Source organism: Cecembia calidifontis (assembly GCF_004216715.1).
Taxonomy (GTDB): domain Bacteria; phylum Bacteroidota; class Bacteroidia; order Cytophagales; family Cyclobacteriaceae; genus Cecembia_A; species Cecembia_A calidifontis.
Map to the genome: position 1 here is coordinate 2,835,299 of NZ_SGXG01000001.1, position 24,108 is coordinate 2,859,406.

Annotated in this window: 19 protein-coding genes; 12 read left to right on the forward strand and 7 right to left on the reverse strand. The window is 41.1% G+C overall.

Going from position 1 to position 24,108, the window contains the following annotated elements; translation table 11 throughout:
• Window positions 1-8 precede the first annotated feature (8 nt).
• Genes BC751_RS12275 through bglX form a run of 3 tightly spaced genes read left to right on the forward strand, consistent with a single transcriptional unit; the run spans window position 9 to window position 5,425 of the window.
• Window positions 9-1,364: a glucoamylase family protein gene (locus BC751_RS12275; RefSeq protein WP_130275793.1), complete on the forward strand. Its 1,356-nt coding sequence runs from the start codon at window positions 9-11 to the stop codon at window positions 1,362-1,364.
• An 8-nt stretch (window positions 1,365-1,372) separates the two neighbouring features.
• Complete coding sequence (locus tag BC751_RS12280) at window positions 1,373-3,106, forward strand: family 43 glycosylhydrolase (protein WP_130275794.1); 1,734 nt, start codon at window positions 1,373-1,375, stop codon at window positions 3,104-3,106.
• Window positions 3,107-3,136: 30 nt separating this feature from the next.
• The gene (gene bglX / locus BC751_RS12285; RefSeq protein ID WP_130275795.1) at window positions 3,137-5,425 is read left to right on the forward strand and encodes a beta-glucosidase BglX; all 2,289 of its coding nucleotides are present in this window, start codon (window positions 3,137-3,139) and stop codon (window positions 5,423-5,425) included.
• Window positions 5,426-5,510: 85 nt separating this feature from the next.
• Here bglX and BC751_RS12290 read toward each other — a convergent pair whose 3' ends face one another.
• Complete coding sequence (locus BC751_RS12290; protein ID WP_130275796.1) at window positions 5,511-6,593, reverse strand: glycoside hydrolase family 43 protein; 1,083 nt, start codon at window positions 6,591-6,593, stop codon at window positions 5,511-5,513.
• 99 nt (window positions 6,594-6,692) lie between these two features.
• Between BC751_RS12290 and BC751_RS12295 the strand changes: the two genes are divergently transcribed.
• The 3 genes from BC751_RS12295 to BC751_RS12305 all read left to right on the forward strand — a co-directional run bounded on the left by BC751_RS12295 (window position 6,693) and on the right by BC751_RS12305 (window position 10,674).
• Complete coding sequence (locus tag BC751_RS12295) at window positions 6,693-8,363, forward strand: sulfatase family protein (RefSeq protein ID WP_130275797.1); 1,671 nt, start codon at window positions 6,693-6,695, stop codon at window positions 8,361-8,363.
• A 185-nt stretch (window positions 8,364-8,548) separates the two neighbouring features.
• A complete protein-coding gene (locus tag BC751_RS12300) occupies window positions 8,549-9,094 on the forward strand; it encodes a pyridoxamine 5'-phosphate oxidase family protein (RefSeq protein WP_130275798.1) in 546 nt (181 codons plus the stop codon).
• A gap of 377 nt (window positions 9,095-9,471) precedes the next feature.
• Window positions 9,472-10,674 (forward strand): PQQ-dependent sugar dehydrogenase, encoded by a 1,203-nt coding sequence (locus tag BC751_RS12305; RefSeq protein WP_207226879.1) that lies wholly within the window; start codon window positions 9,472-9,474, stop codon window positions 10,672-10,674.
• Between the two features lie 8 nt (window positions 10,675-10,682).
• On the opposite strand, the gene BC751_RS12310 is transcribed toward BC751_RS12305, so the two are convergent.
• On the reverse strand, window positions 10,683-11,129 hold the full coding sequence (locus BC751_RS12310) for a nucleoside deaminase (protein WP_130275799.1): 447 nt from the start codon (window positions 11,127-11,129) through the stop codon (window positions 10,683-10,685).
• A gap of 41 nt (window positions 11,130-11,170) precedes the next feature.
• Window positions 11,171-11,503, reverse strand: coding sequence for a DUF3291 domain-containing protein (locus BC751_RS12315; protein WP_130275800.1), 333 nt, complete (start codon window positions 11,501-11,503; stop codon window positions 11,171-11,173).
• A 129-nt stretch (window positions 11,504-11,632) separates the two neighbouring features.
• Here BC751_RS12315 and BC751_RS21930 point away from each other — a divergent pair, with 129 nt between their 5' ends.
• Together BC751_RS21930 and BC751_RS12320 are read left to right on the forward strand one after the other, a co-directional pair.
• Complete coding sequence (locus tag BC751_RS21930; protein WP_165389766.1) at window positions 11,633-11,794, forward strand: hypothetical protein; 162 nt, start codon at window positions 11,633-11,635, stop codon at window positions 11,792-11,794.
• A gap of 148 nt (window positions 11,795-11,942) precedes the next feature.
• A complete protein-coding gene (locus BC751_RS12320; protein ID WP_242617461.1) occupies window positions 11,943-13,103 on the forward strand; it encodes an aminotransferase class V-fold PLP-dependent enzyme in 1,161 nt (386 codons plus the stop codon).
• Between the two features lie 71 nt (window positions 13,104-13,174).
• On the opposite strand, the gene BC751_RS21935 is transcribed toward BC751_RS12320, so the two are convergent.
• The gene (locus BC751_RS21935) at window positions 13,175-13,345 is read right to left on the reverse strand and encodes a hypothetical protein (protein WP_165389832.1); all 171 of its coding nucleotides are present in this window, start codon (window positions 13,343-13,345) and stop codon (window positions 13,175-13,177) included.
• A gap of 111 nt (window positions 13,346-13,456) precedes the next feature.
• Between BC751_RS21935 and BC751_RS12325 the strand changes: the two genes are divergently transcribed.
• The 3 genes from BC751_RS12325 to BC751_RS12335 all read left to right on the forward strand — a co-directional run bounded on the left by BC751_RS12325 (window position 13,457) and on the right by BC751_RS12335 (window position 19,166).
• Window positions 13,457-16,213 (forward strand): M14 family zinc carboxypeptidase, encoded by a 2,757-nt coding sequence (locus BC751_RS12325; protein ID WP_130275802.1) that lies wholly within the window; start codon window positions 13,457-13,459, stop codon window positions 16,211-16,213.
• 169 nt (window positions 16,214-16,382) lie between these two features.
• Window positions 16,383-17,189 (forward strand): metallophosphoesterase family protein, encoded by an 807-nt coding sequence (locus BC751_RS12330; RefSeq protein ID WP_207226880.1) that lies wholly within the window; start codon window positions 16,383-16,385, stop codon window positions 17,187-17,189.
• A 66-nt stretch (window positions 17,190-17,255) separates the two neighbouring features.
• Entirely contained in the window at window positions 17,256-19,166 is a 1,911-nt protein-coding gene (locus tag BC751_RS12335) for a sialate O-acetylesterase (protein ID WP_130275803.1), read from the forward strand.
• On the opposite strand, the gene BC751_RS12340 is transcribed toward BC751_RS12335, so the two are convergent.
• Together BC751_RS12340 and BC751_RS22580 are read right to left on the reverse strand one after the other, a co-directional pair.
• Window positions 19,153-20,256: a carcinine hydrolase/isopenicillin-N N-acyltransferase family protein gene (locus tag BC751_RS12340; RefSeq protein WP_242617462.1), complete on the reverse strand. Its 1,104-nt coding sequence runs from the start codon at window positions 20,254-20,256 to the stop codon at window positions 19,153-19,155. The genes BC751_RS12335 and BC751_RS12340 overlap by 14 nt on opposite strands.
• A gap of 36 nt (window positions 20,257-20,292) precedes the next feature.
• Window positions 20,293-20,421: a hypothetical protein gene (locus BC751_RS22580; protein ID WP_278043588.1), complete on the reverse strand. Its 129-nt coding sequence runs from the start codon at window positions 20,419-20,421 to the stop codon at window positions 20,293-20,295.
• A gap of 134 nt (window positions 20,422-20,555) precedes the next feature.
• Here BC751_RS22580 and pgi point away from each other — a divergent pair, with 134 nt between their 5' ends.
• On the forward strand, window positions 20,556-22,211 hold the full coding sequence (gene pgi / locus BC751_RS12345; protein WP_130275804.1) for a glucose-6-phosphate isomerase: 1,656 nt from the start codon (window positions 20,556-20,558) through the stop codon (window positions 22,209-22,211).
• 285 nt (window positions 22,212-22,496) lie between these two features.
• On the opposite strand, the gene BC751_RS12350 is transcribed toward pgi, so the two are convergent.
• A complete protein-coding gene (locus BC751_RS12350; RefSeq protein WP_130275223.1) occupies window positions 22,497-23,678 on the reverse strand; it encodes an IS4 family transposase in 1,182 nt (393 codons plus the stop codon).
• Between the last annotated feature and the right edge of the window lie 430 nt (window positions 23,679-24,108).

The window sequence follows — 24,108 nt, forward strand, 5'->3', positions numbered from 1 at the left end:
TTTAAAAAATGAGATATTTATTCTTTTTGATATTATTGATCAATTTGACTCAAATCTGCTCCTGTAAGGAAAAGAAGGGGGAAGTTGAGTTGGAAACCAATGTCATCAGCGATGATTCCCTGATGACATTGGTACAATATAGGACGTTTCAATATTTTTGGGAAGGAGCTGAGCCTACTTCAGGAATGGCCCGGGAAAGAATCCACATAGATGGAGATTATCCACAGAATGATCAAAATGTAGTCACTACAGGAGGGTCAGGCTTCGGTCTTATGGCGATATTGGTTGGGATTGAAAGAGGTTTTATAACCCGTGATGAAGGCTTGAAAAGATTAGATAAAATCGTGGACTATCTTGGCCAAGCAGACCGGTTTCATGGAATTTGGTCACATTGGATTGAGGGAGAAACAGGAAAGGTAAAACCATTTGGAAGAGATGATGATGGCGGAGACCTGGTGGAATCTGCTTTTTTAGCCCAAGGACTTCTTACGGTAAGACAATATTTTCAAAATGACCATCCTTCTGAAAAATTGCTTGTGGAAAAGATCGATCAATTATGGGAGGAAATGGAATGGTCCTGGTACATTAATAAGGAAGACAATGTCTTGTTGTGGCACTGGTCTCCTTCTATTGGATTTCAAAAGAATCACCCGATTAAGGGATATGATGAAACCCTGATCACTTATATTTTGGCAGCATCTTCACCAAATTATCCAATTCCTGCAGATGTATATCATGATGGTTGGGCAAGAAAAGGTGAAATTGCTTTTAATGCAGAGCCTTATGGTCATCTTTTGGAATTGAGACACAATGGCGCGGAAGAATTGGGAGGACCCTTGTTCTGGGCGCACTATTCCTATTTGGGTTTGGACCCTAGAGGATTGAAAGATCGATATGCGGATTACTGGAGACAAAATGTAAACCATACCCTGGCCAATAGGGCTTGGTGTATTGAAAACCCTTTAGGTTTTGCAGGATATGGAGAAAAATCCTGGGGATTGACAGCAAGTTATTCGGTAAATGGCTATGCAGCCCATGCGCCAGGAGAAAATAAAGATAAGGGGGTTATATCCCCAACAGCAGCACTATCTTCATTCCCATATACGCCAGAATACTCCATGGAAGCGATGAGATTCTGGTTTGAAAACTTTGGGGAAAAGCTTTTTGGACCTTATGGTTTTTATGATGCATTTTCTGAAGAAGAGGATTGGTTTCCTCAAAGGTATTTGGCCATTGACCAAGGGCCAATAGTAGTCATGATTGAAAATTACCGATCCGGATTACTTTGGGACTTATTTATGTCTGCGCCGGAGGTAAAAAGGGGATTAGTTAAACTAGGCTTTAGTAGTCCTCATTTAAACTGAACCGAAAAATGAATAAGAGTAATATTTTGATTTTATTGATTTTTGCTTTGGTGTCATTTCCTTTTTTGGCCCAATCGCAAAGACCAGTGATGGAAACATATTGTAATCCGATCAATCTGGATTACACTTACATGATTTATAATTCCCATAATGATCTGTCTTACCGCTCAGGAGCTGATCCTGCAGTGGTAGAGTTCAGGGGAGAATATTACATGTTTGTGACCCGTTCAATGGGATATTGGCATTCAACAGATTTGGCAAATTGGACATTTATCAAACCTGAAAAATGGTATTTCGAAGGTTCCAATGCACCGACTGCACATAATTATAAGGATTCCGTGCTTTATGTTTCAGGTAATCCCTCTGGGGCCATGAGTGTGTTGTATACCGATAATCCAAAGAAAGGCGATTGGAATGCAGTACCTGGAATTTTATATGATTTGCAGGATCCTCATATTTTCATAGATGATGACGATCAAGCCTATGTCTTTTGGGGTTCTTCTAATGTTTATCCAATTAGAGCAAGGAAACTGGATATGAAAAACAGATTCCGGCCAGAAAATGAAATCCATGAGCTTTTTCATTTGGACATGTCCAAACATGGATGGGAAAGGTTTGGGGAAAACCATGCGGACACAGTCTTGGGCGGTTATATGGAAGGCCCCTGGCTGACGAAGCATCAAGGGAAATATTACCTGCAATATGGTGCACCGGGAACAGAATTCAATGTGTATGGGGATGGAGTTTATATGAGTGATCATCCTTTAGGTCCATATACTTATGCTCCAAACAATCCGGTTTCCTATAAGCCAGGTGGTTTTATGAACGGGGCAGGTCACGGCAGTACTGTTGTCGGCCCTAAAAAAGCTTACTGGCATTTTGGGACCAATGCAGTATCTGTCAATGTTAACTGGGAAAGGAGAATCTCCATGTTCCCTACTTATTTTGATCAGGATGGTTTGATGCATGTGGATACCTATTTTGGGGATTATCCTAGGTTTGCACCGGCCACACCTGGTAAGAAAGGCGAGTTTGCCGGATGGATGCTGCTCTCTTACAACAAGCAAGTAAAGACTTCATCAGAAATTAATGGGCATAGTGGCCATCATTTGGTAGATGAAAATGTGAAGACATTTTGGTTGGCTCAACAAAATGGTAGCCAAGAATGGGTTGAAATTGATTTGGGAAACCCTTCATCTGTAAGATCTATACAGATCAATTACCATGACCATAACTCAAATCTTTATGGGAAAATTGAGGGTTTATTTCACCGGTATAAGGTGAAAACCTCCCTAGATGGCAAGGAGTGGGTGACTGTTGTGGATCGAAGTAATAGTTTTAAAGATGTGCCAAATGATTATGTGGAGTTGGATTTTCCAGTAGATGCCAGATATGTCCGCTATGAAAATATCCATGTTCCCACGCCTTATTTGGCAATTTCAGGGTTAAGGGTCTTTGGAATTGGCAAAGGTAAAGCCCCTGCTCATGTTAAGAATTTTAAAGTCGAAAGAAAGACTGATAAAAGGGATGCCATGATTACCTGGGATGAAGTGAAAGACGCACAGGGATACAATGTCATCTGGGGAATTGCGCCTGATAAAATGTACAGTTCTTGGTTGGTATATTGGGCCAATCAATTGGATTTAAAATCACTGACTACAGACCAAACCTATTATTTTTCAATCGAAGCATTCAATGAAAACGGGATTTCCCAAAGAAGTGCTTTGCAAAAAGTAGATTGATAATCATAAAGAAACAAAAAGAAGAAAGCGATGAGAAATTCAATATTATTTGCTTTGCTATTGATGGTAATGCTGGCATGCAGCAAACCAACTGTTGAAAAAGGTACCGATGCTTATTATATACAAAAAGCCGACTCTGTATTGGCATTGATGACCCTTGAAGAAAAAATTGGTCAGCTAAATCTACCTGCAGCTGGAGATATCACCACTGGTCAGGCATCCAGTTCCAACATTGCTGAAAAGATCAGGGAAGGTAAAGTAGGTGGACTTTTCAATCTCAAATCAGCTGAAAAGATCAGAGATGTTCAGCGTATTGCTGTAGAGGAAAGTAGATTGAAAATACCTTTGATTTTTGGAATGGATGTTATCCATGGTTATGAGACTATCTTTCCGATTCCTTTGGGAATTGCCAGTAGTTGGGATATGGAGTTAATCCAAAAATCTGCCAGGATAGCAGCTATTGAAGCCAGCGCAGATGGGATTTCCTGGACTTTTTCACCCATGACTGATGTCTCAAGAGACCCAAGATGGGGCAGGGTATCTGAGGGAAATGGAGAAGATCCATTTCTTGGCGCCGCTATAGCCAAAGCTATGATTACCGGTTATCAGGGAGATGACCTGAGTTTGGATAATACCATTATGGCCTGTGTCAAGCACTTTGCTTTGTATGGGGCACCTGAAGCGGGCAGGGATTATCATACTGTGGATATGAGCCGTCAGCGGATGTTCAATGAGTATTTTTTACCTTATAAAGCTGCCGTTGAAGCAGGGGTAGGTACAGTGATGACTTCATTCAATGATGTAGACGGTATTCCTGCCTCTGCAAACCAATGGTTGATGACAGAGGTTTTGAGAAACCAATGGGGATTTGATGGATTTGTAGTAACTGATTATACAGCCATCAATGAGATGATAGACCACGGTTTGGGAGATCTGCAACATGTATCTGCATTAGCTCTAAAAGCTGGTGTAGATATGGATATGGTTGGCGAGGGTTTTCTGACTACTTTGGAAAAATCATTGGAAGAAGGTAGGATCACCCAAAAGCAAATCGATGATGCTGCAAGGAGAATATTGGTAGCTAAATTTAAACTGGGTTTATTTGAGGATCCATACAAGTATGCAAATGTGGAAAAATCCAAACAAGTTGTTTTTTCACAGGAACATAGAAATATAGCCAGAGAAATTGCTGCCCAATCCTTTGTGTTATTGAAAAACGAGGGAAATGTACTTCCTCTGCAGAAAAAAGGCACAATTGCACTTGTTGGTCCTATGGCAGATAACAGAGAAAATATGACCGGTACCTGGAGTGTGGCTGCTAATTTTGAAAAATCTGTTTCCCTAAAAGATGGACTTGAAAAGGCTTTGGGAGAAAAGGCCAGAATTATACATGCCAGGGGGGCTAATGTGGTAGAAGATCCAGAGTTAGAGTCCAGAGTCAGTATTTTTGGTAAACCAACCTATAGGGATGAAAGGTCTGAAGCGGTGATGATTCAGGAAGCTGTAGCGGCCGCCAGAAATGCAGATGTGATTATTGCTGCTATGGGAGAAGCTGCTGAAATGAGCGGTGAAGCATCGAGTAGGACTGATATTGAATTACCGGCTAACCAAAGAAGGTTGTTACAGGCATTGAAAGCAACAGGGAAACCGATAGTACTGGTGCTCTTTACGGGTAGACCACTTGCCATCAAATGGGAGGCTGAAAACATCCCCAGTATTTTGAATGTTTGGTTTGCAGGTTCCGAGGCTGGTGATGCCATTTCAGATGTCCTTTTTGGAGATGTCAACCCATCGGGTAAGCTTCCGGCCACATTTCCTCAAAATGTCGGTCAGGTACCCATATACTACAATCAAAAAAATACAGGGAGACCTTTACCTGAAGGCGAATGGTTTCAGAAGTTCAGGTCCAATTACCTAGATGTATCCAATGATCCACTGTACCCTTTTGGTTTTGGTCTAAGCTATACAGAATTCAATTACAGTAACTTGCAGATAAGCTCTAATTCCTTAAAAGATGATCAATCATTAAAAATTTCAATTGAAATCAGTAATGATGGGAAATATGATGGAGCAGAAGTAGTGCAGTTATATATCAGGGATTTGGTAGCTTCGATCACAAGACCGGTAAAAGAATTAAAAGCTTTTGAAAAGTTATTCCTTAAATCCGGTGAAAAGAAAAAAGTGGAGTTTGAGCTAAAGCAAAAAGATCTTATGTTTTATGATCAGGATGCAAAATTTGTCTGGGAGCCAGGTGAATTTGAAATCATGGTTGGTGGTAATTCCAGAGACCTGATCAAAACCAAAATCGATTGGAATTAAACCAGACACATTATCTCTCATACCTAATATAAAACCCAATAGCCTTTAGCTAATCGTTCAGCTTCAAGCTATTGGGTTTATTTTTTTATTTCATTGGGTCCACGGTCTTGATCTTGCCGTCATTTTCATGGATCAGCTCAGTCATTTTGATGTTTCTTAATGGTGTTTTTCCTGATATTTCTGTGTCATGGTAAAATAAGTACCATTTGCCCTCAAACTGGACAATAGAATGATGATTAGTCCATCCCTCTACAGGATTTAGGAGGTTTCCCTGATAGGTGAATGGCCCATAAGGATTGTCTCCTGTAGCATAAGCAATAAAATGGGTGTCACCAGTAGAGTAGGAGAGGTAATATGTTCCATTATGCTGATGTACCCAAGCTGCTTCAAAAAACCTTCTGTTGTTATCACCGGCTTTAATGGGATTCCCATCTTGATCAAGGATGATGACTTCTTTAGGCCTTTCTGCCAGCTCTAGCATGTTATCCTGTAGTTTGGCTACATATGGCATCAATGCGGGATTTTCGGCAGCTGGCAAACCATCTGTCGGGCCTTTTCTACCTTCTACCAACTGTTGGTCTTCAAACCATTGGAGCTGTCCTCCCAATATGCCGCCAAAATATAGGTAATGGCTTCCATCCCCATCTTCAAATACAGCTGGATCCATACTGAAAGTTCCTTGGATATAATTCGGCTCGGCTTTGAAAGGTCCTGCAGGATTATCCGAAACTGCCACTCCTATGCGGAAAATATCATTTTTGTCTTTCGCAGGAAAGTATAAATAATAATTCTCATCTTTCTGTGCTGCGTCAGGAGCCCAAAGCTGTCGGCTGGCCCAAGGGATATCTTCTAATTTCAGTACAGGACCATGATCAATAACTTCAGAACCCGGTTTTTCCATAGAAAACACATGGTAATCCCTCATGTCAAAATGTGAACCCATGTCATCTTGAGTTACTGCTGTTTCAACATCATGGGATGGATAGATGTAAATTTTCCCTTCAAAAACATGTGCTGAGGGATCGGCAGTAAACATATGCGACACTAATGGAGGGTGTGCAAATTTGCTGACTTCTTCAGTTTGTTCAGTTTTCCCTGTCTCTTTAGGACTACAGTTGAATAGCCCCAGCATCACACAAAATGCTAGTGGTTTGGAGTAATGTTTCATTGTTTTGTTAATAGGTTTGTTTAAAAATAGGACACTTTATCAAATAAATCTATTCATTATTTTTCATTTCAGGTATATTTCAGAATAAATCCCAATCCTATGAGACCATCAATTGTCCAAGTTTCCATAATTCTGATTAGTGTATTTGTGTTTTTATCCTGTAATCAACCGGAGCAAGAGCAGTCATACCAAAGGCCTAACATCATCTTTATCATGTCTGATGACCATGCCTATCAAGCTATTTCTGCTTATGATGACAGATTGATTCAGACCCCGAATATTGACAGGATTGCGAATATGGGAATGTTGTTTACCAATGCCAGTGTGACGAACTCTATTTGTGCCCCCTCGAGAGCTACTATACTAACAGGGAAACACTCCCATATCAATGGAAAAACGGATAATCATTTTCCTTTTGATACCACAAATGTGACTTTTCCTCAGTTGCTTCAAGAGGCAGGTTATCAAACGGCCATGTTTGGGAAACTTCATTTTGGAAACAATCCCAAAGGATTTGATCAGTTCAAAATTTTACCTGGACAGGGGGGGTATTATAATCCTATATTTATCACCAAAAACGAGGGGACTTATGAGATAGAAGGCTATGTGACGGATATTATCACCGACATGACATTGGACTGGTTGGAAAATGAAAGGAAAGCTGATCAGCCGTTTTTTCTTGCCTATTTACACAAAGCCCCCCATAGAGAATGGCTGCCAGCAGAAAGGCATATAGCCGAATTTGCCCAAAAGACATTCCCCGAACCCGCAACCCTTTTTGATGATTATTCCGGAAGAGGTTCCGCTGCTAAAGAGGCTGAAATGAATCTGCTCCGTCATATGAATTGGGCAGGGGATTCCAAAATTTATCCAGAAGTGATGGATCAATTGGGAATTCCTGATGCCTCTGGCTGGGATAAGGGGGCATTTGAAAGAGAAGTGGGTAGAATGAATGCTACTCAGCGGGCCAATTGGGATAAAGTATATCAGCCCATGAACGAGGCATTTGTCCAGGCTTTTCCCAACATGAGGGATGAAGAGAAAATGCGATGGAGGTACCAAAGGTATATGCAGGATTATTTAGGTACGATTGCCTCGGTCGATGAGAATGTGGGCCGGGTTTTGGATTATCTTGAAGCCAATGGACTCATGGAGAATACCATCATAGTTTACACCTCTGATCAAGGCTTTTACCTAGGAGATCATGGCTGGTTTGACAAACGCTTCGTGTATGATGAATCCTTCAAGACACCGCTTTTGGTGGCCTGGCCGGGAAAAGTTAAAGCTGGATCAAGATCTGATGAATTGGTGCAAAACCTCGATTTTGCACAGACTTTTTTGGAGGCTGCAGGGATTCCTCAGCCGGAGGATATGCAAGGCGAAAGTCTGATGCCACTTTTGACTGGAAAAACAGACAAATGGACAAGAGATGCCGTGTACTATCATTATTATGAATACCCTTCCATCCATATGGTCAAGCGGCATTATGCGATTGTGACCAAGGAATATAAATTGATCCATTTTTATTATGATGTGGATGAGTGGGAGTTATATGATAGATTGAATGACCCTCAAGAATTGAACAATGTTTACAATGATCCGGCATACAAAGAAATCAGGCAAAAACTCCATCAGGATTTGGAGGCCTTGAGAGAAAAGTATGGGGATTCCTCAGAAATCAGTCAAAAGCTTTTGGAAGAATATCTGGATAAATTAAGGGGAACTGAGGAACGTCTGGCTCCGAGTTTTAGAAAGACAGGTAGTGATTGAGATACGGGAAGTGAAAAAAAACGCTACTTAATATGATGTACCAAGTACTAAGATAGCAGAATGAAATACGCTTTGCGAAATAGTGAAAACAAGCTTTTGGCGATATTTTTGATACAAGTCTAAATAATAATTTGGCTTTTTACGCCATTTATTTAATAAATATTTAATTCCAGATTGAAATTATCATGGCCAAAAAATTAGATTGTATTACACCCGAGTTGAAGACTTTTATTGAAGTGCAAAAGATTTTTTTTGTAGGTACGGCAGCAGAAGAGGGCAGGGTGAATGTTTCTCCAAAGGGCACTGACTCTTTCAGGGTGATTGGAGAAAATAAAGTCGTATGGTTGAACTTGACCGGAAGCGGAAATGAGACTGCTGCTCATCTGCTTAAAAATAACAGGATGACCATTATGTTTTGTTCATTTGAAGGAAAACCGCTGATTTTGAGACTTTATGGGCAGGCTAAGATTTACCATAAAAGAGATTTGGAGTACGGAATATATTCAGGTCTTTTTCCAGAAAATATGGGGGCCAGGCAAATCATAGAAATGGATGTAGACCTGGTTCAGACTTCATGCGGGTTTGCAGTACCCTATATGGATTTCAAGGAAGAAAGGACCTCGTTAAATGTCTGGTCAGAAAAACAAGGGGAGGAAAATATTAAAGAATATTGGAAAAATAAGAACACAGTAAGTATTGATGGATTTGAAACGAAAATTCTTGGGGATTGAAGCCAAACCTATTTACTGATATCGCTTCTAAAGGAATAATTTGAAAGATTTTCTTTACATCTTATTCTGCTAATTTTTCCAGCCTCCTTAAGGCTTTTTTACCGTAGCCCCTGAAGCCTTTTATCAATTCTACATTTTCATTGGCTACATAAAAAGAAGGCCACATGTTCCAGTTAACATAGCAGAGGTAAATCCATATTCATCCGAAAGGTTGTACCGAGTGATTTTCTCTTTTCTGCTTGTGTATGTATTGAGCTAAATATCCTCCGAATCGTCTCCCCAAATGGTGATGATATCCATTCTGCTGTCATTCATTTTACTGAATTCTCCAAACGAATTCGATTGTAGAGCGTTTTATTATAGTAACCAATTTTGAGATGATGAAAGACCTTATTCCTAAAATTTCGCTAGTATTTCTTTTGCTGTTTGTCACAGGCGCCTGTTTGCAAGATGATGTTCAGGAAGATGATTCTGATGAAAAGGACCCGGTTGAAAAAGGAACATTGGCTGTAATAGAAGCTTTCCCAAGCCTTTCATTTAACCGGCCTTTGGATTTTCAGCATGCAGGAGATGGTAGCAACCGGATTTTTGTGGTTGAACAGGGAGGTGTGATTTCGGTTTTCCCCAATGACCCGAAAGTAGAAGCGAAAAATGTTTTTTTGGATATCAGGTCAAAAGTGAGCAATCAGGGAAATGAAGAAGGTCTTTTAGGACTGGCTTTTCATCCTGATTTTGAAAGCAATGGATTCTTTTTTGTGAGTTATTCGGTGACATCTCCTAGAAGAACTTTCATTTCCAGGTTTCAGGTTTCCTCTTCCAATCCGAATCAGGCCGATATGAACAGTGAAAGGGTGATTTTGTCAATTGACCAACCCTTTAACAATCACAATGGAGGCCAACTTGCCTTTGGCCCCGATGGTTATCTGTATATATCGAGTGGGGATGGAGGTTCCGGAGGAGATCCACAGAACCATGGACAAAGACGGGAAACTTTATTGGGAGCTATTTTGAGAATTGATGTCAATAGGCAGGCTAATGGTAAAAATTATGCCATTCCTGGAAACAATCCCTTTATTGGCAACAGTGAAAATTATGCGGAAGAAATATATGCTTATGGACTGAGGAACCCCTGGAGAATGAGTTTTGATTCGCAAACAGGCTTGCTTTGGGCAGCAGATGTGGGACAGGATAGGTATGAAGAAATCAATATCATCAAGAATGGGGGCAATTATGGCTGGCGTTTCATGGAAGGCAAACACTGTTTTAACCCATCCCAAGGATGCAATCAAGAGGGACTTGAAATGCCAATATGGGAATACGGTCACTCCAATGGAGATAGGTCTGTGACTGGTGGCTTTGTGTATAGGGGGGAAGAGGTTGACGAATTGAAGGGGCTGTATGTGTATGGAGACTTTGTCTCGGGCAGGATTTGGACATTGGACTTTAGCAATTTGCAAAACCCTATCAATAAAGAAATTTTCAGGGTTCCATTTAGGGTTTCCTCCTTTGGTGTGGACCAAAACCAGGAATTGTATATCTGTGGGTTTGACGGTAAGATTTACAGGATTGGATATGAGTGATAATTATTCTATAGGACTTCCTCTCCTATATCTTCATTCCATTCATTGGGATTCTTTTGGATGAAGTCACGCATCAATTCAATACATTCCTGATTATTGAGAACAATGACTTCTACGCCATGTTGCTTTAGGAGAGCTTCTGAACCGAGAAAAGTTTTATTTTCTCCAATGACTACTTTGGGAATGCCGTACAAAAGAATAGCCCCTGTACACATAGGGCATGGAGACAAGGTGGTGTATATGACCGATTGTTTGTAGATAGCTGCCTCCTGCCTCCCGGCACTTTCTAGAGCATCCATTTCACCATGAAGGATAACACTGTCACGTTGGATTCTACGGTTGTGTCCTTTTCCGATGATTTGCCCATTGTGCACCAACACACTCCCAATGGGAATACCACCTTCCTGAAAACTTTTTTTGGCTTGGGTAAGTGCTTCTTCAAAGAATTGGTCCATATCTAATAGATTTTAAGGGTTTCTTTTAAAAAATCCATAATTTAAAATTTCATCACTTTAGCCTTTTCAAGCAATTTTTTAGCTTCTCGCCAAGAAGGAAGCACCTCAGCATCGATGGTGATGGTCCTTATTTCTCTGGCGATCTCCCTTGATTTTTTCATGGCTTCCAAATGTGCACCGCTGTTTGAAAATGCTTTTAATTCCTCTTCGGAATGCCAAAGGGTCATGGTATAATGTTTGGTCCAAACTCCTCTTTTTTTAAAATCTTTATAATTGGTAGTCTTAAGTTGTTTTATGATATCATAGGCCTTTGCGGACAAAGCGAAAAATTGGAAAGGACCTTTCAATTGAATTGATGTGATGGTTGCTTTCATATAGGTCAGTATTTAAGTGGGAGCCCTTATGAATTTACCGAAAAATGCCAAGGAATCCAATAGTTGCCCTATCAGTTTGAATTTCCCTCCATTCTTTTGTAGTTTTCAAAATGTCAAATCTCCCACCTTATGAAGAAACTGATTGCGCTATTTTCAATCCTGTTTGGCTTTGAATCCTATTCCCAACAGACGGCGAATTATGATGAAAATCTGATTTCTGAAGATTGGAAAAAGTTCCTGGATTTTACCGACCTTCAATTTGGAAAACCCCTAAGGCATGACAGCAAATGATTATGTTTTTTTGCGGGTTGAAAAAGTCAATTCACATATTGATGTGAGAGAGTAGCTGTCCGGACTTCCTAAATTCGCGGTTAAGGAAAGTGAAAAACTCAGTGTCTTACCGCCTTTGTGGCAATGAAAACTTAAAATGGCAAATATCTTGAAAAACCAAAAACATCTTTTCCAACTTCCGGAAGATATCCATTATCTCAACGGGGCATATATGTCTCCTTTGCTTCGCTCTGTGGAAGAAATCGGTATTCAGGCGCTTATACAGAAGAGAAACCCAACTTCTATTCAACCAAAGGATTTTTTTGAGACAGGGGAAAAAATAAAAGCCAATTTTGCAAGATTGGTGAATTGCCCAGCCCAACAGGTGGCTATCATTCCGGCAGCCTCTTATGGACTTACCACCGCCGTCACTAATTTACCGCTGGATAATGGCAACACCGCAATTGTTGTATCTGATGAGTTCCCGAGTGGTTATTATGCCATAGAAAAATGGTGCAGAGATCATGGGAAGCAATTAAAAACCATTCCCGCACAGGAGTTCAAGCAAGGAAGAGGGGAGATTTGGAACCAAAGGATATTGGAAGCCATCAATCAGGATACGGCAGTCGTGCTCATGTCCACCATTCACTGGGCAGATGGAACGCAATTTGATCTGAAGGCCATTGGTCAAAAATGTAAGGAGAACAACGCCTTTTTTATCCTGGATGGAACCCAGTCGGTAGGGGCACTTCCTATAGATGTGAAGGAAATCCAAGCGGATGCTTTGGTCTGTGCAGGTTACAAATGGCTCATGGGGCCCTATGCCATTGGAGCAGCTTATTTTTCTGAATATTTCAATAACGGTATACCCTTGGAAGAAACTTGGGTCAATCGGAGTAATGCACAGCAATTCTCAAATCTCACCCAATATGTAGAAGAGTATTCTCCAGGAGCGGGGAGGTTCAATGTAGGTGAATACGGCAATTTCATTCTTCTCCCTATGTTTCATGCTGCACTCGGGCAAATACTAGATTGGGGAGTAGCCAATATTCAAACCTACTGCGATGAGATCTCCCGGCCTTTGGTGGAATATTGCAGGAAAAATGGCTTCTGGCTGGAAGAGGATGCCTATAGAGCCAAACATTTATTTGGGATTGTTCTTCCGGATGGATTGAATAATAGTGAGATCATTCAGCGATTGCAGGAAAATAAGGTTTTTGTTTCGATCAGGGGTAAAGCCATTCGTATTTCTTTACACTTATACAACACCGATGCAGATATCAAAACTTTAATTGGAGTGCTGGATGGGATTTTGGCTGAGAAAGCCTAAATTAATTCCCATTCTGGGGGCTAAAAGAAGAGATTTTATCAAGCAATCCTAATTGGAGGGCATGGGTATGTTTAATCCTGATTGGATGACTTATATCTCCTTGCTCCCAAGAGAATTGGACTTTCCGGAAATTTTGGCCTTGAGGCACCCAAACCCACCACGGTGTTGAATGACATATAGGACAACTTATTTACTTTGGAAGAGATGAAGAAGGCAGACCGGATTTTAGTTGATGTTTTCAAAATGCAAAATCTTTTTCCGCTTATCCCGGTAATGACCGAGCTTTTCAAAACTGATTTTTTTATTGATTTGAATTTTGTAGCTTTTTGATCCTATTTAAAAATTCCCCCAGTATGAAAAAGCACCTTTACTTATTGGCGATCGCGGTCATTTTTTTCCAGTTGTCCGCACTATCGCAAACCCTTGATGAGAATTATATCCAAAAAATCAAGGAGTTTACCACAGATGAAAGATTTCTGCCCAAAAACCTCTTGGACGTGGTGGACCATCCGAGCATTCCCAATCCATTGAAGCATTTTGGTCATATCATAGGAGCTGAGGGACAGATTCACCGTTCTGAAGAAATCTTCAATTATTATAAAAAACTTGCAGAAACATCGCCAATGGTTAAAATGCAGCAAATGGGTGTTTCGGAAGAGGGTAGACCATTCTTTATCGTCATCATTGCCGATGAAGCTACCATTTCTAAATTGGATCATTATAAAAACCAAACGGCTCTGTTAGCAGATCCAAGAAAAACCACCCCGGAGCAGGCGGAGAAAATTGTTATGGATAGCAAACCCATCTATTATGTATCTGGCGGGATGCATGCCACTGAAATGGGTTCTCCCGAAATGCTGATGGAACTTGCTTACAGATTGGTGACTTCTCCTGCCCAAGAAATCAAGAAAATCAGAGAAAATGTCATAACCGTGATCAATCCCATTATGGAGCCTGATGGATGGGACAAGCAGGTGGATTGGTATTACCGATACACGAAAGGAAGAGAGAATTTTGATGATGGATTTCCGAGAAGTGCGCCTTACTGGGGTAAATATGTATTCCATGACAACAATAGGGACGGCTTACAGATCTCTCAGGAAATTACAAAGTCTATTTTCAAAGCTTTTTTTGAGTTTCATCCCACCGTCATGCTGGATCTTCATGAGTCTGTACCTTTGTTGTACATTTCTACAGGTACAGGGCCATATAATGATTACGTAGATCCTATTACCCAAAGTGAATGGCAGGTAATGGGTAACCATGATGTGGCAGCTGTGGCGGCTCAGGGAATGCCGGGGGCATTTACCTGGGCATTTTATGATGGGTGGTGGCCAGGCTATGGCATTTGGGTGGCCAATAACCACAATTCCAACGGACGTTTTTACGAGACTTATGGCAATGCAGGGGCAGACACCTATTTGAGAGACATCTCTACTGCTCGTTTTGCGGGAGATTTGGCCACATCCAAAGAGTGGTATAGGCCTGATCCAGCCACACCTCAGGTATATTGGTCTTACAGAAATAACATCAATTACACTCAGGTTGGAGTGATTGCTTCTTTATCTTACGCAGCAGACAATGCCCAACTTTTGCTGAGCAATTTTTATAAAAAGGCCTGGAACAGTTTGGAAAAGGGCAAAAAAGAAGGGCCAAAAGCCTTCACTATTTCAAAATCACAAAAAGATCCTGCTATGGCCGCTTACCTGGCCAATCAGCTCTTGGCACAGGGGATAGAGGTTCATGAAAATGAGACCCATTATATAGCACTAACCGAGCAGCCTTATCGCAACCTGTTGGTGTCTTTGATGACGCCTACTGCCTATCCAAAGGACGCCAAATTTCCACCCTATGATGCTATCGCTTGGACCTTGCCTAACTTATACGGTGTGGAGGTGAAAGCGAAAGATAGCATCGATTTTAATCTTTCAGCTTTAAAAGCTGTTAGATCTCCCGTAAAGTATGAGGGAAAAGTTGATGGTCAGGGCAATACTTTCGTCTTGACGTACAAAGCCCAAAACACCGTGCTCCCCGCTTTGTATGCCATCAGGTCTCAAAACAGAAATGCTGAATTGAGCATACTTCCAAAATCAGTTGTTGCAGATGGAGATACCTTGCCAGCCGGTTCAATTTTGATTAAAAAAATCAATACCAACCAAGCTGTCAAAATTGCATCTGACTTTGGTTTGGATCTGAAGGCTGGAGGAACCGGAATTTCAACGGCTGACCAAAAGCAGGTTCAACTTCCCCGTGTTGCCATTTACAATTCATGGTACAATACCCAAGATGAAGGTTGGTCAAGGTATACCTTTGAGGAAAGGGGGATTCCATACACTTCCATTGACAAGGAGGATTTGAAGGCAGGTAACCTGAAATCAAAATTTGATGTGATTTTATTGCCGAGGGTAAGGGGTAATGCTAAAAATTTCATCCATGGCATTGATAAAAAATTTGGCCCCATGCCTTATACCAAGACGGTACAATTTCCTTCACATGGTTTCCCTGCTTCCACAAATGATATGACTGGCGGTCCGGGTTTTGTGGGTTTGGAAAACCTAAGGAAATTTGTAGAAGAAGGAGGTTTGCTCATCACTTTGGACAATACCAGCAGCATTATTGCTGAGCTTGGTATTGCATCAGAACTTAGCCCTGTCTCCTCAGGAAGCCTGTTCCATCCAGGTTCGATCGTTATGGCAAAAGCCAGAAAAACAGACTCTCCCATACTGTACGGATATCCTGAGACTTTCAATCTTTTTAGGGGCAATGGACCTTTGCTTCAGACTGATAAATATAACCGAGACATGATGTTGGTTCAATATGGGTTTCAGCCTTTGAAAGATGAGATCCCCTATGAGGGACCTGTAATGGGAATGAAGGAAAGAAGACAAAGCTCAAAAGTTGATAAAAAAGAAGAGAAAAACCCTCCTTATGTTGTTTCCGGTATGGTCAGAAATGAACAGGAAATAATAGGGCATGGAGCCATTTTTAATATGCCAGTAGGTCGCGGCCATGTATTGGCCTTTACCTTCGATCCATTACACAGGTATTTGAATCACCATGATGCCCCTTTGGTATGGAATGCCCTGATCAACTGGGATAAGTTAAAGTAAGTATAATACAAGATTAAAAAGCCAGCATGCAATTCTTAGCCTGCTGGCTTTTGTCTTTAAAAAAGAAGATATTTCTAAATCTCGCATGATAGTCTGATATTGAACAGTGGTTGGAAAAGAAATCCACCGGTTCATGATATTCCCATCCTCACTTATTAACAGTCTTGAAATGAAAAGACGTCCCTTTCTCCAAAAACTTTCCATTATTACCTCAATGTCAACGCTTATGCCTTTTCTGAATTATGGGAAAATGGATTTTCCTGAAAAGATAAAACTGAAATTCGTAGTAGCTTCTGATGGACATTATGGACAGCCCAATACAGATTATGAAGCAAATCATCGGGACTTGATACAGGCTATTCTTAAGGAAAATGAAGTTGATTTTGTGGTATTTAATGGAGATTTGATCCACGATGACCCCAAATGGATGTCTGATGTGAAAAAAGTGTATGACAGCATGCAGCTTCCTTATTACCCTGTCAAAGGCAATCATGACCGTATTTCAGAGGAATCCTGGAAAAATATTTGGGGTATTCCTGCGGATCACCGATTTGTATGGAAAGAGCATTACGGAATGATAATGGCCAACAGTTCCAATGAAGCGGGTGAATATCTTTGTGCAGACTTGGAATTTCTGAAGGATTCTTTTGAGGCGTTCAGGAATTTGCCTTATGTATTTCTTTTCATTCATATTTCCCAAAATGATTGGACGCTGCATGGGATTTCCTGTGAACCTGTTTTGGGACTGATCGCGGAATACCCCAACGTGAGGGCCGTTTTCCATGGTCATGACCATGATGTTGACGGTATTATGAGAAACCGGAAAAAACCTTATCTATGGTCAGGACATTTTGGTGGCAGTTGGGGGTCTCCCCACCCAGGATTCAGGGTATGTGAAGTTGGTCAAGATGGCAAAGTGGTCACTTATCTGAAAGCTATAAAAGATGGTATGATCCTAAATGGTCACACTATATAACCGGTCTATTGACAAAAAAAGAGTCCTTAAATAAATTCGTGATGCTATTATAAAACCACCATCCTTATGAAGAAAATTTTCTCTTATATTCTGTTTCTATTGGTTGTTGTAGTTCAGTTTAGCTGCAATGAGGACAGTACCCTAGCGGAAGTAACCCTACCCAAGTTTTTTGGAGACAATATGGTGTTCCAAAGGAATCAACCCATTCGTGTATGGGGGATTGGAACTCCAGGTCAAAAGGTTAAGGCCATTTTCAATGGGGTAGAAAAGCAGACTAAAATTGATAAAGAGGGCAATTGGTTATTGGAATTTGATCCATTACCAGCTTCTGGTCCGTATGAGTTGGAAGTGAATGAAAAGAAATTTTATGATGTGCAGGTGGGTGATGTTTGGGTAGCAGGTGGCCAATCAAATATGGAATGGGTGATGAGTGCCCAAGTGGAAGGCTTGCAGCAGGAGTTAGCTGATGCAGATTATCCCTTGATCCGGTTTTTCAAGATTCCGCATGACTATGATGCAAAGGAAAAATTTGATGTTAGGGGAGGAGAGTGGAGAAAGGCCAATGCTGACAACATTTTGAATTTTTCAGCAGTTGCTTGGTTTTTTGCCAAGCAAAACCATCTGGAAAAGGGCGTTCCAGTTGGAATCATAGAAAGCAATTGGGGAGGTACTCCTGCAGAGGGATGGACTGAAGCAAGCAAACTGCTTGGGCTTGATTTTTACAAAGAGAAAGCCAAGGATGTTTTAGACAGACAGGATTATTGGATCCAGGAAGTGGTTGATAATAAAGTCAGAGAACTAACGAGGAACGATCTGGTATTAGCTCCTCAAAATGGGGAAATCCAGGGAGTGGGCAATTTAGATTTTGATGATAGCCAATGGCAAACTGTTAACCTTCCGGAAGACAATCCTTTTAAGGACATTGCCTGGTTCAGAAAGAAGTTTGTCCTAAACGACACAGATAGGTATTTTATGCTTAACCTGGGCGATATCCAGCAGATGGCCTATGTTTATCTAAACGGGGGAAGGCTTTTTTATAAAGATTGGGGACAAGAGGTAAAGGAATTTCCAGTGCCTGCAAGTATGTTGAACAAAGGGGAAAACATTCTGGCGGTACGGGTCATCAATACTTGGAACAATGCTCCGATTTTAGGTAAAAAGGATCAGCTTTATCTCAAGTCAGGCAATAAAAAGATTTCTCTTGAAGGAGAATGGAAGTACAACAATCGGGTAGAAGAGGAACTTCCAATTGTGGAATGGTACAATTGGTTGCCTGGCATGATGTTCAATGCCATGATTGCCCCGATCGTAAAATACCCTATCAAAGGCGTAATTTGGTATCAGGGAGAAAGCAATGCAGGAGACCATCAGCATTATAGGGAGTTATTTGGAACAATGATTCAAAATTGGCGGGAGCGATGGGGGATTGGAGATTTTCCTTTTCTATACGTACAGCTTGCCAATTTTATGGAAAGGAGGGAAGTACAACCAGAATCTAATTGGGCTTATCTTAGGGAAGCACAGACCCAGATCCTATCTCTACCCAATACGGGAATGGCTGTTGCCATTGACATAGGTGATGCAAATGATATCCACCCAAGAAATAAAAGGGATGTGGGGCATCGGCTATGGAAAGCAGCTCAAAAAATAGCTTATGGTGATGAAGTACTATATTCTGGGCCTGTATTCAAAGAATTTAAGAAGGAAGGCCAAAATATAAACCTTGTTTTTGATTTTGTAGGAGATGGTCTGAAATTGTCTTATGGAGGTGAAGTAAAGGGATTTATCATTTCCGATCAGGAAGGAAATTTTTATCCGGCCAAAGCGATGGTCATCAATTCAAAGGAGGTACAGGTGTTTCATCCACTAGTGGAAAATCCAAGAGAAATCCGGTATGCTTGGGCGGATAATCCTGAGGTTAACTTATACAATTCCGAGAATCTACCAGCGGTTCCTTTCAGGATTAAGCTGGACTAAACCTTATACCTTCCTTTTGAATTAATCTGGAATAAAAATAATTTACCTTTTGGAGGCATTCTGAACTGAATGTCTCCAAAGTTTTTAATGATGCCCTGTCTTTCATCAGTTCCGATTCTTTTTTTAAAAAGTCAGCCTGCAACAAAAATAAATCTTGGCTTATGGTTTTTTTCCTGTTTTGATAATCGTCACAAACCCAGCGGTGTACGATTTCAGCTTTCCACCACAAGGAATTGTCAGGTGATGCGCCCGGTTGGGGAAAATTTTTTAGTGTAGTAGTTCCAAGAAAGAAAGGGATAAAAACTGAAAGGCATGGCATGGATGTTCCGGTAAGCCATACAGTGGAGGGAATATTATTTCTGATTTCCGCTACCATGCTCCCTGTAGTCGTACTTGGATTGGTGTAGCCTGTGGCATGCATGCAAAGGGAGGCGGTAGTGGCATTTTTGGGCTCAAAAACCTCCTCATCTTTGTCGTGTGTTTTTAAAATTGCCATGGCTTTTTCTACATTGAATCTGCCATTTTGTGATTCCATCATACCAAAGCTGCAGTTTTGTCTTTTCTTTGCTTTTCCGGCCGTGGTATAGAGAAAATCCGAAAAATATCCCTGAAAGGAAAAGGGCTTTGGTTTGGGCAGGTAATGAAAAGGGAAATTAAGTTTTTCTTCAGCCAAATGGATTTCATCATAATCTGTTCCGATTTGTAGCCCATTTGAAATAGAACCAATGGTTGGAATAATTTTCAAAGCCCATGATTTTCCAGCAGTTTCTAAAATATAGGCAGAAGTAGAATCAGCAATGATAAAACTGTTGTGATAAAAAAAATCATTGTTTTTATATCCACCACATGCATCCTGACCAAAAGCCTCCAATAATTGGGCTATGCATGCTATGGCTTCTTTGGGATTTTTGGACCTTTCCAATGCCAATCTCAATAAGTCCATTCCTGTAAGACCAGCATTGTCTTTCTTAATCTTAACCCTTGTAAAGACCGCTTCATTTCCAATGGCCAGTCCAAATTCATTTACTCCCATTTCTGCTCCCCACATCTGAAAAGGTTTGGAAAGGATAACCTCATAGGTTTCTTTCACTTGAGGGATTCGGATGTAGGTGCATTGTACGAAATCTTATTTAGTTAGCGTCCTGGGAATATGGAGTATGCCTTGGGCTTCATCCGGTTCCCGGTCGGAATTTTTGGCAAAAATCAAGTTGCCGGATGCTGTAAAATTTGGAAGAGCTGCAAGGGTATCACACATGGGATTGGCGTTCTACTATTGTCCAATTTAAAAATAAATTTCCAGATTCATTTTTCTGCTAATTAGGTTCAGTTCTTTCTCTGCTCGTATAAAGTTCTATTTTTGCAGGGTTAATCCTATTAGACCAACAAGAAATGAAAAATATTGACCCTACCACCACTGCATCTTGGCAGCAACTTTTACAATTTAGCAAAGTACACAGGGATTTGCAGATCAAAGATCTCTTTCAGGATAGAAATCGCTTTTCAGAATTCTCAATCCAACTGGAGGATCTATTATTGGATTATTCCAAAAACAGACTGAATAAAGATATTTTTTCCACTTTAATTGCTTTAGGGAATGACTGTGGATTGAAAGAAGCCATTGAGGCCATGTTTTCGGGTGAAAAGATCAACGGTACTGAGGGAAGGGCTGTTTTGCATACAGCATTGAGAAACCGCAGCAATACACCGGTATTCGTCAACGGCAAAGATGTCATGCCGGATGTGAATGCTGTTTTGGCCCAAATGAAGGCTTTTGCAGAACAAATTTCAAGCGGGACTTGGAAAGGATACACTGGTAAATCTATCAAATCTTTGGTCAACATTGGTATTGGAGGCTCAGACTTAGGGCCCGTGATGGTGACTGAAGCCCTTAAACCTTATCAAAACCCCAGTTTGGAGGTGTTTTTTGTATCCAATGTTGACGGCACACATATATCAGAGACATTGAAGAAAGTGGATCCTGAGACAACCCTTTTCTTTATAGCCTCCAAGACCTTTACAACCCTGGAGACCATGACCAATGCCCATACGGCAAGAAATTGGTTTTTGGAAAAAGCAAAAGATGAAGCGGCCATTGCCAAGCATTTTGTAGCCCTATCCACCAATGCCAAAGCCGTGGCGGAATTTGGAATTGACACCCAAAACATGTTCGAGTTTTGGGACTGGGTAGGAGGAAGGTATTCCCTTTGGTCCGCCATTGGACTTCCCATTGCTTGCGCCATAGGTTTTGATAATTTTGAAAAACTTCTGGAAGGTGCCCATAGCATGGACCAGCATTTCAGGAATACGGATTTTAGCAAAAATATTCCTGTGATAATGGCATTGATAGGCATTTGGAATACCAATTTCTTAGGGGCAAGTTCTGAAGCAATTCTTCCTTATGATCAATACCTTCACCGATTTGCAGCATATTTTCAGCAGGGTAATATGGAGTCCAATGGGAAATATGTTTCCCGCAACGGTGAAAAGGTATCCTACACCACTGGACCCATCATTTGGGGCGAGCCGGGAACTAATGGGCAACATGCCTTTTACCAGTTGATCCATCAGGGAACCCATTTGATTCCATGTGATTTTATTGCTCCGGCAATTTCGCACAATCCAATTGGGGATCACCACATCAAGTTGCTCTCCAATTTCTTTGCACAAACGGAAGCCTTGATGAATGGGAAAACCATAGAGGAAGTAAAGGCTGAAATGGCTAAGGCAGGTAAATCCCAAGATGAGATTACGAGAATAGCTCCTCACCGTGTTTTTGAAGGAAACAGACCTACGAATTCCATTTTGGTCAAGCAGATCACGCCGTACACCCTTGGTCAATTAATCGCCATGTACGAACACAAGATTTTTGTCCAAGGAGTTATCTGGAATATTTACAGTTTTGATCAGTGGGGCGTTGAATTGGGCAAGGTTTTGGCCAATGCTATTCTTCCAGAGTTGGAGGATGATAAGGTTATCTCCAGCCATGATGCCTCTACCAATGGCTTGATCAATGCTTATAAGAAGTTTAGAAAACTTAGAGATTAGAAACTAGAGACAAGAAACAAGACATAAGACTTAAGATACAAGAACCAAGAAGACTTAGGTAGGTGGGATTTCGGAAGGCAGGACGGATCGTAAAAAAATGAGGTTTTTTCATAATTAGGGACAGCCTCATTTTAGCGACGGGCCAGGATGTAGGGCCGGAAAAAACATTAAGATTTAAGGTTTTAAGGGATTCATTAAGGTAATTGCTTGAAATGGTGACAATGCTGTCCTAAATAATTTACAAGACAGATGTTTAGCTGTGTTTCTGCAATTTCTATTGTGATTTTATCTGTAATCCGGAAATAGAACCCCCTGTTGGCTTTTTTGAGGAGGTTTTTCATGGTCTTCAAAGGGTTTGTCCAGCCACTTTTGCAGCTCTATTTTAACGAATATGTTCAGTCTGATAAATGCAACCAGATTGGACAGATGCCATCCGAATTTAGCGGTTGCCTTCATCACTTTTAGGAGCAGAATGGTGATCAGCGCGGTCCATATCTGGATCATCACGGCATTTTTCGATGTTCCGATAAAGGTTTTGATATGGAGTAACTGCTTGATGTCCCTGAAGAAGATCTCAATCTCCCATCGGCACCGGTAAAGATCACCGATTGTCTTTGCTGACCATTTGAAGTTATTGGTAATCAGTTCGACGGTCTGTCGGTTTTTTTCGTCCCATACAGCCACTCTTCTGAGTTTTCCGGGGTACTTCACTTTTGACTGCGGGTTTACCAGTTCAATTTCTTCGTCTATCAGTACTTCCTGTGCAGTATTTTCAGGGAGTCGACGTTCATTGATTGTGCTGAACTTAAGGTTATCCTTGTGCCTTATGACGAAAAAGACCCCCTTGCTGTCCCAAATGTTGAGCATCGGAAAGTCATTGTAATAGCGGTCCGCCACTATAACGGATCCTTTCTCCAAAGGAATATCATAAGCGCCTTTATTGTCTGCCATACTTCCTTCTGTAATATTCACATAAACAGGGAGTTTCCCGTCATAGTCCAGAAGCGTATGCATCTTTACAGCACCCTTTTTGGTCCTGAAGGTTGCCCAGTCAAACATCGAAAGGCAAAGACTTACCACCGTGGAGTCGAGCAGATAGACGGGAGCCTTGATCCGTAGTTTTACCCTGCTCAGGGACGCCTGCTGTCCTAAATGCTTCAGAAGCTCGTAATACAGCTCCTTGAACAGGTCAGAGTCCCTGCGCTTGTTCTGATAACTGATACTGGACTTGGATGGTGCCTTGGCAATCCCCAGATGGTTGAGGTTCCCCGTGGCCGAACGCAGGCCGTTTGAAATATCCCTTACAGAAGTACTTTTGGCAAAATGGCAAAAAAGCATGGAAACCAAATGCGTCCAGCTGTCAAAGCCTTTGCAGCCCTTGTCCGTTTGCTTCTCTTCAACCAGTTTCTTGAAAATTGAACGCTCGATTTTTTTAATAATCTGAGAAAACAATGTAATATTACTCATGGGAGGTTTATGTTTTTTGGTGCAAACCCAAAATAGCTATTTTGGGCAAAAAACCAGACCTCTCATATTTTATTTAGGACGGTATTGAAATGGTGACAAAACAACCCCGATAGGGGTTTAATCCCAAAGGGTATTTGCCCCGGGTACAACCCGGGGTTGAGAGGTAATTTTGATATTCAGGAATCCCGACTCCAAGGGAGTCGAACTTTAGAGAAGAAAATAAAATAAGTGGCAAGTAAAATCAGGGCGTGACAATTGGTTCCAGTGCTGCCCAGGTTCCTTTATTGAGGAACTAGAAGCGAGAAGCGAGAATTTAGATACAAGACATTTCTGAATTGGGAAAGTGAATTTTGGAAGTCTAAACATTATCGGATAGAGGCTTTAATGGGATTCATTAAGAGGACTAAAAGGAATATTGAGCCTAAAACTC

Bases quoted from the DNA above. Each gene is read 5' to 3' on its own strand.
- BC751_RS12275 (WP_130275793.1), top strand. From the start codon at position 9: ATGAGATATTTATTCTTTTTGATATTATTGATCAATTTGACTCAAATC.
- BC751_RS12280 (WP_130275794.1), top strand. From the start codon at position 1,373: ATGAATAAGAGTAATATTTTGATTTTATTGATTTTTGCTTTGGTGTCA.
- bglX (WP_130275795.1), top strand. From the start codon at position 3,137: ATGAGAAATTCAATATTATTTGCTTTGCTATTGATGGTAATGCTGGCA.
- BC751_RS12290 (WP_130275796.1), bottom strand. From the start codon at position 6,593: ATGAAACATTACTCCAAACCACTAGCATTTTGTGTGATGCTGGGGCTA.
- BC751_RS12295 (WP_130275797.1), top strand. From the start codon at position 6,693: ATGAGACCATCAATTGTCCAAGTTTCCATAATTCTGATTAGTGTATTT.
- BC751_RS12300 (WP_130275798.1), top strand. From the start codon at position 8,549: ATGGCCAAAAAATTAGATTGTATTACACCCGAGTTGAAGACTTTTATT.
- BC751_RS12305 (WP_207226879.1), top strand. From the start codon at position 9,472: ATGATGAAAGACCTTATTCCTAAAATTTCGCTAGTATTTCTTTTGCTG.
- BC751_RS12310 (WP_130275799.1), bottom strand. From the start codon at position 11,129: ATGGACCAATTCTTTGAAGAAGCACTTACCCAAGCCAAAAAAAGTTTT.
- BC751_RS12315 (WP_130275800.1), bottom strand. From the start codon at position 11,503: ATGAAAGCAACCATCACATCAATTCAATTGAAAGGTCCTTTCCAATTT.
- BC751_RS21930 (WP_165389766.1), top strand. From the start codon at position 11,633: ATGAAGAAACTGATTGCGCTATTTTCAATCCTGTTTGGCTTTGAATCC.
- BC751_RS12325 (WP_130275802.1), top strand. From the start codon at position 13,457: ATGAAAAAGCACCTTTACTTATTGGCGATCGCGGTCATTTTTTTCCAG.
- BC751_RS12330 (WP_207226880.1), top strand. From the start codon at position 16,383: ATGAAAAGACGTCCCTTTCTCCAAAAACTTTCCATTATTACCTCAATG.
- BC751_RS12335 (WP_130275803.1), top strand. From the start codon at position 17,256: ATGAAGAAAATTTTCTCTTATATTCTGTTTCTATTGGTTGTTGTAGTT.
- BC751_RS22580 (WP_278043588.1), bottom strand. From the start codon at position 20,421: ATGTGTGATACCCTTGCAGCTCTTCCAAATTTTACAGCATCCGGCAAC.
- pgi (WP_130275804.1), top strand. From the start codon at position 20,556: ATGAAAAATATTGACCCTACCACCACTGCATCTTGGCAGCAACTTTTA.
- BC751_RS12350 (WP_130275223.1), bottom strand. From the start codon at position 23,678: ATGAGTAATATTACATTGTTTTCTCAGATTATTAAAAAAATCGAGCGT.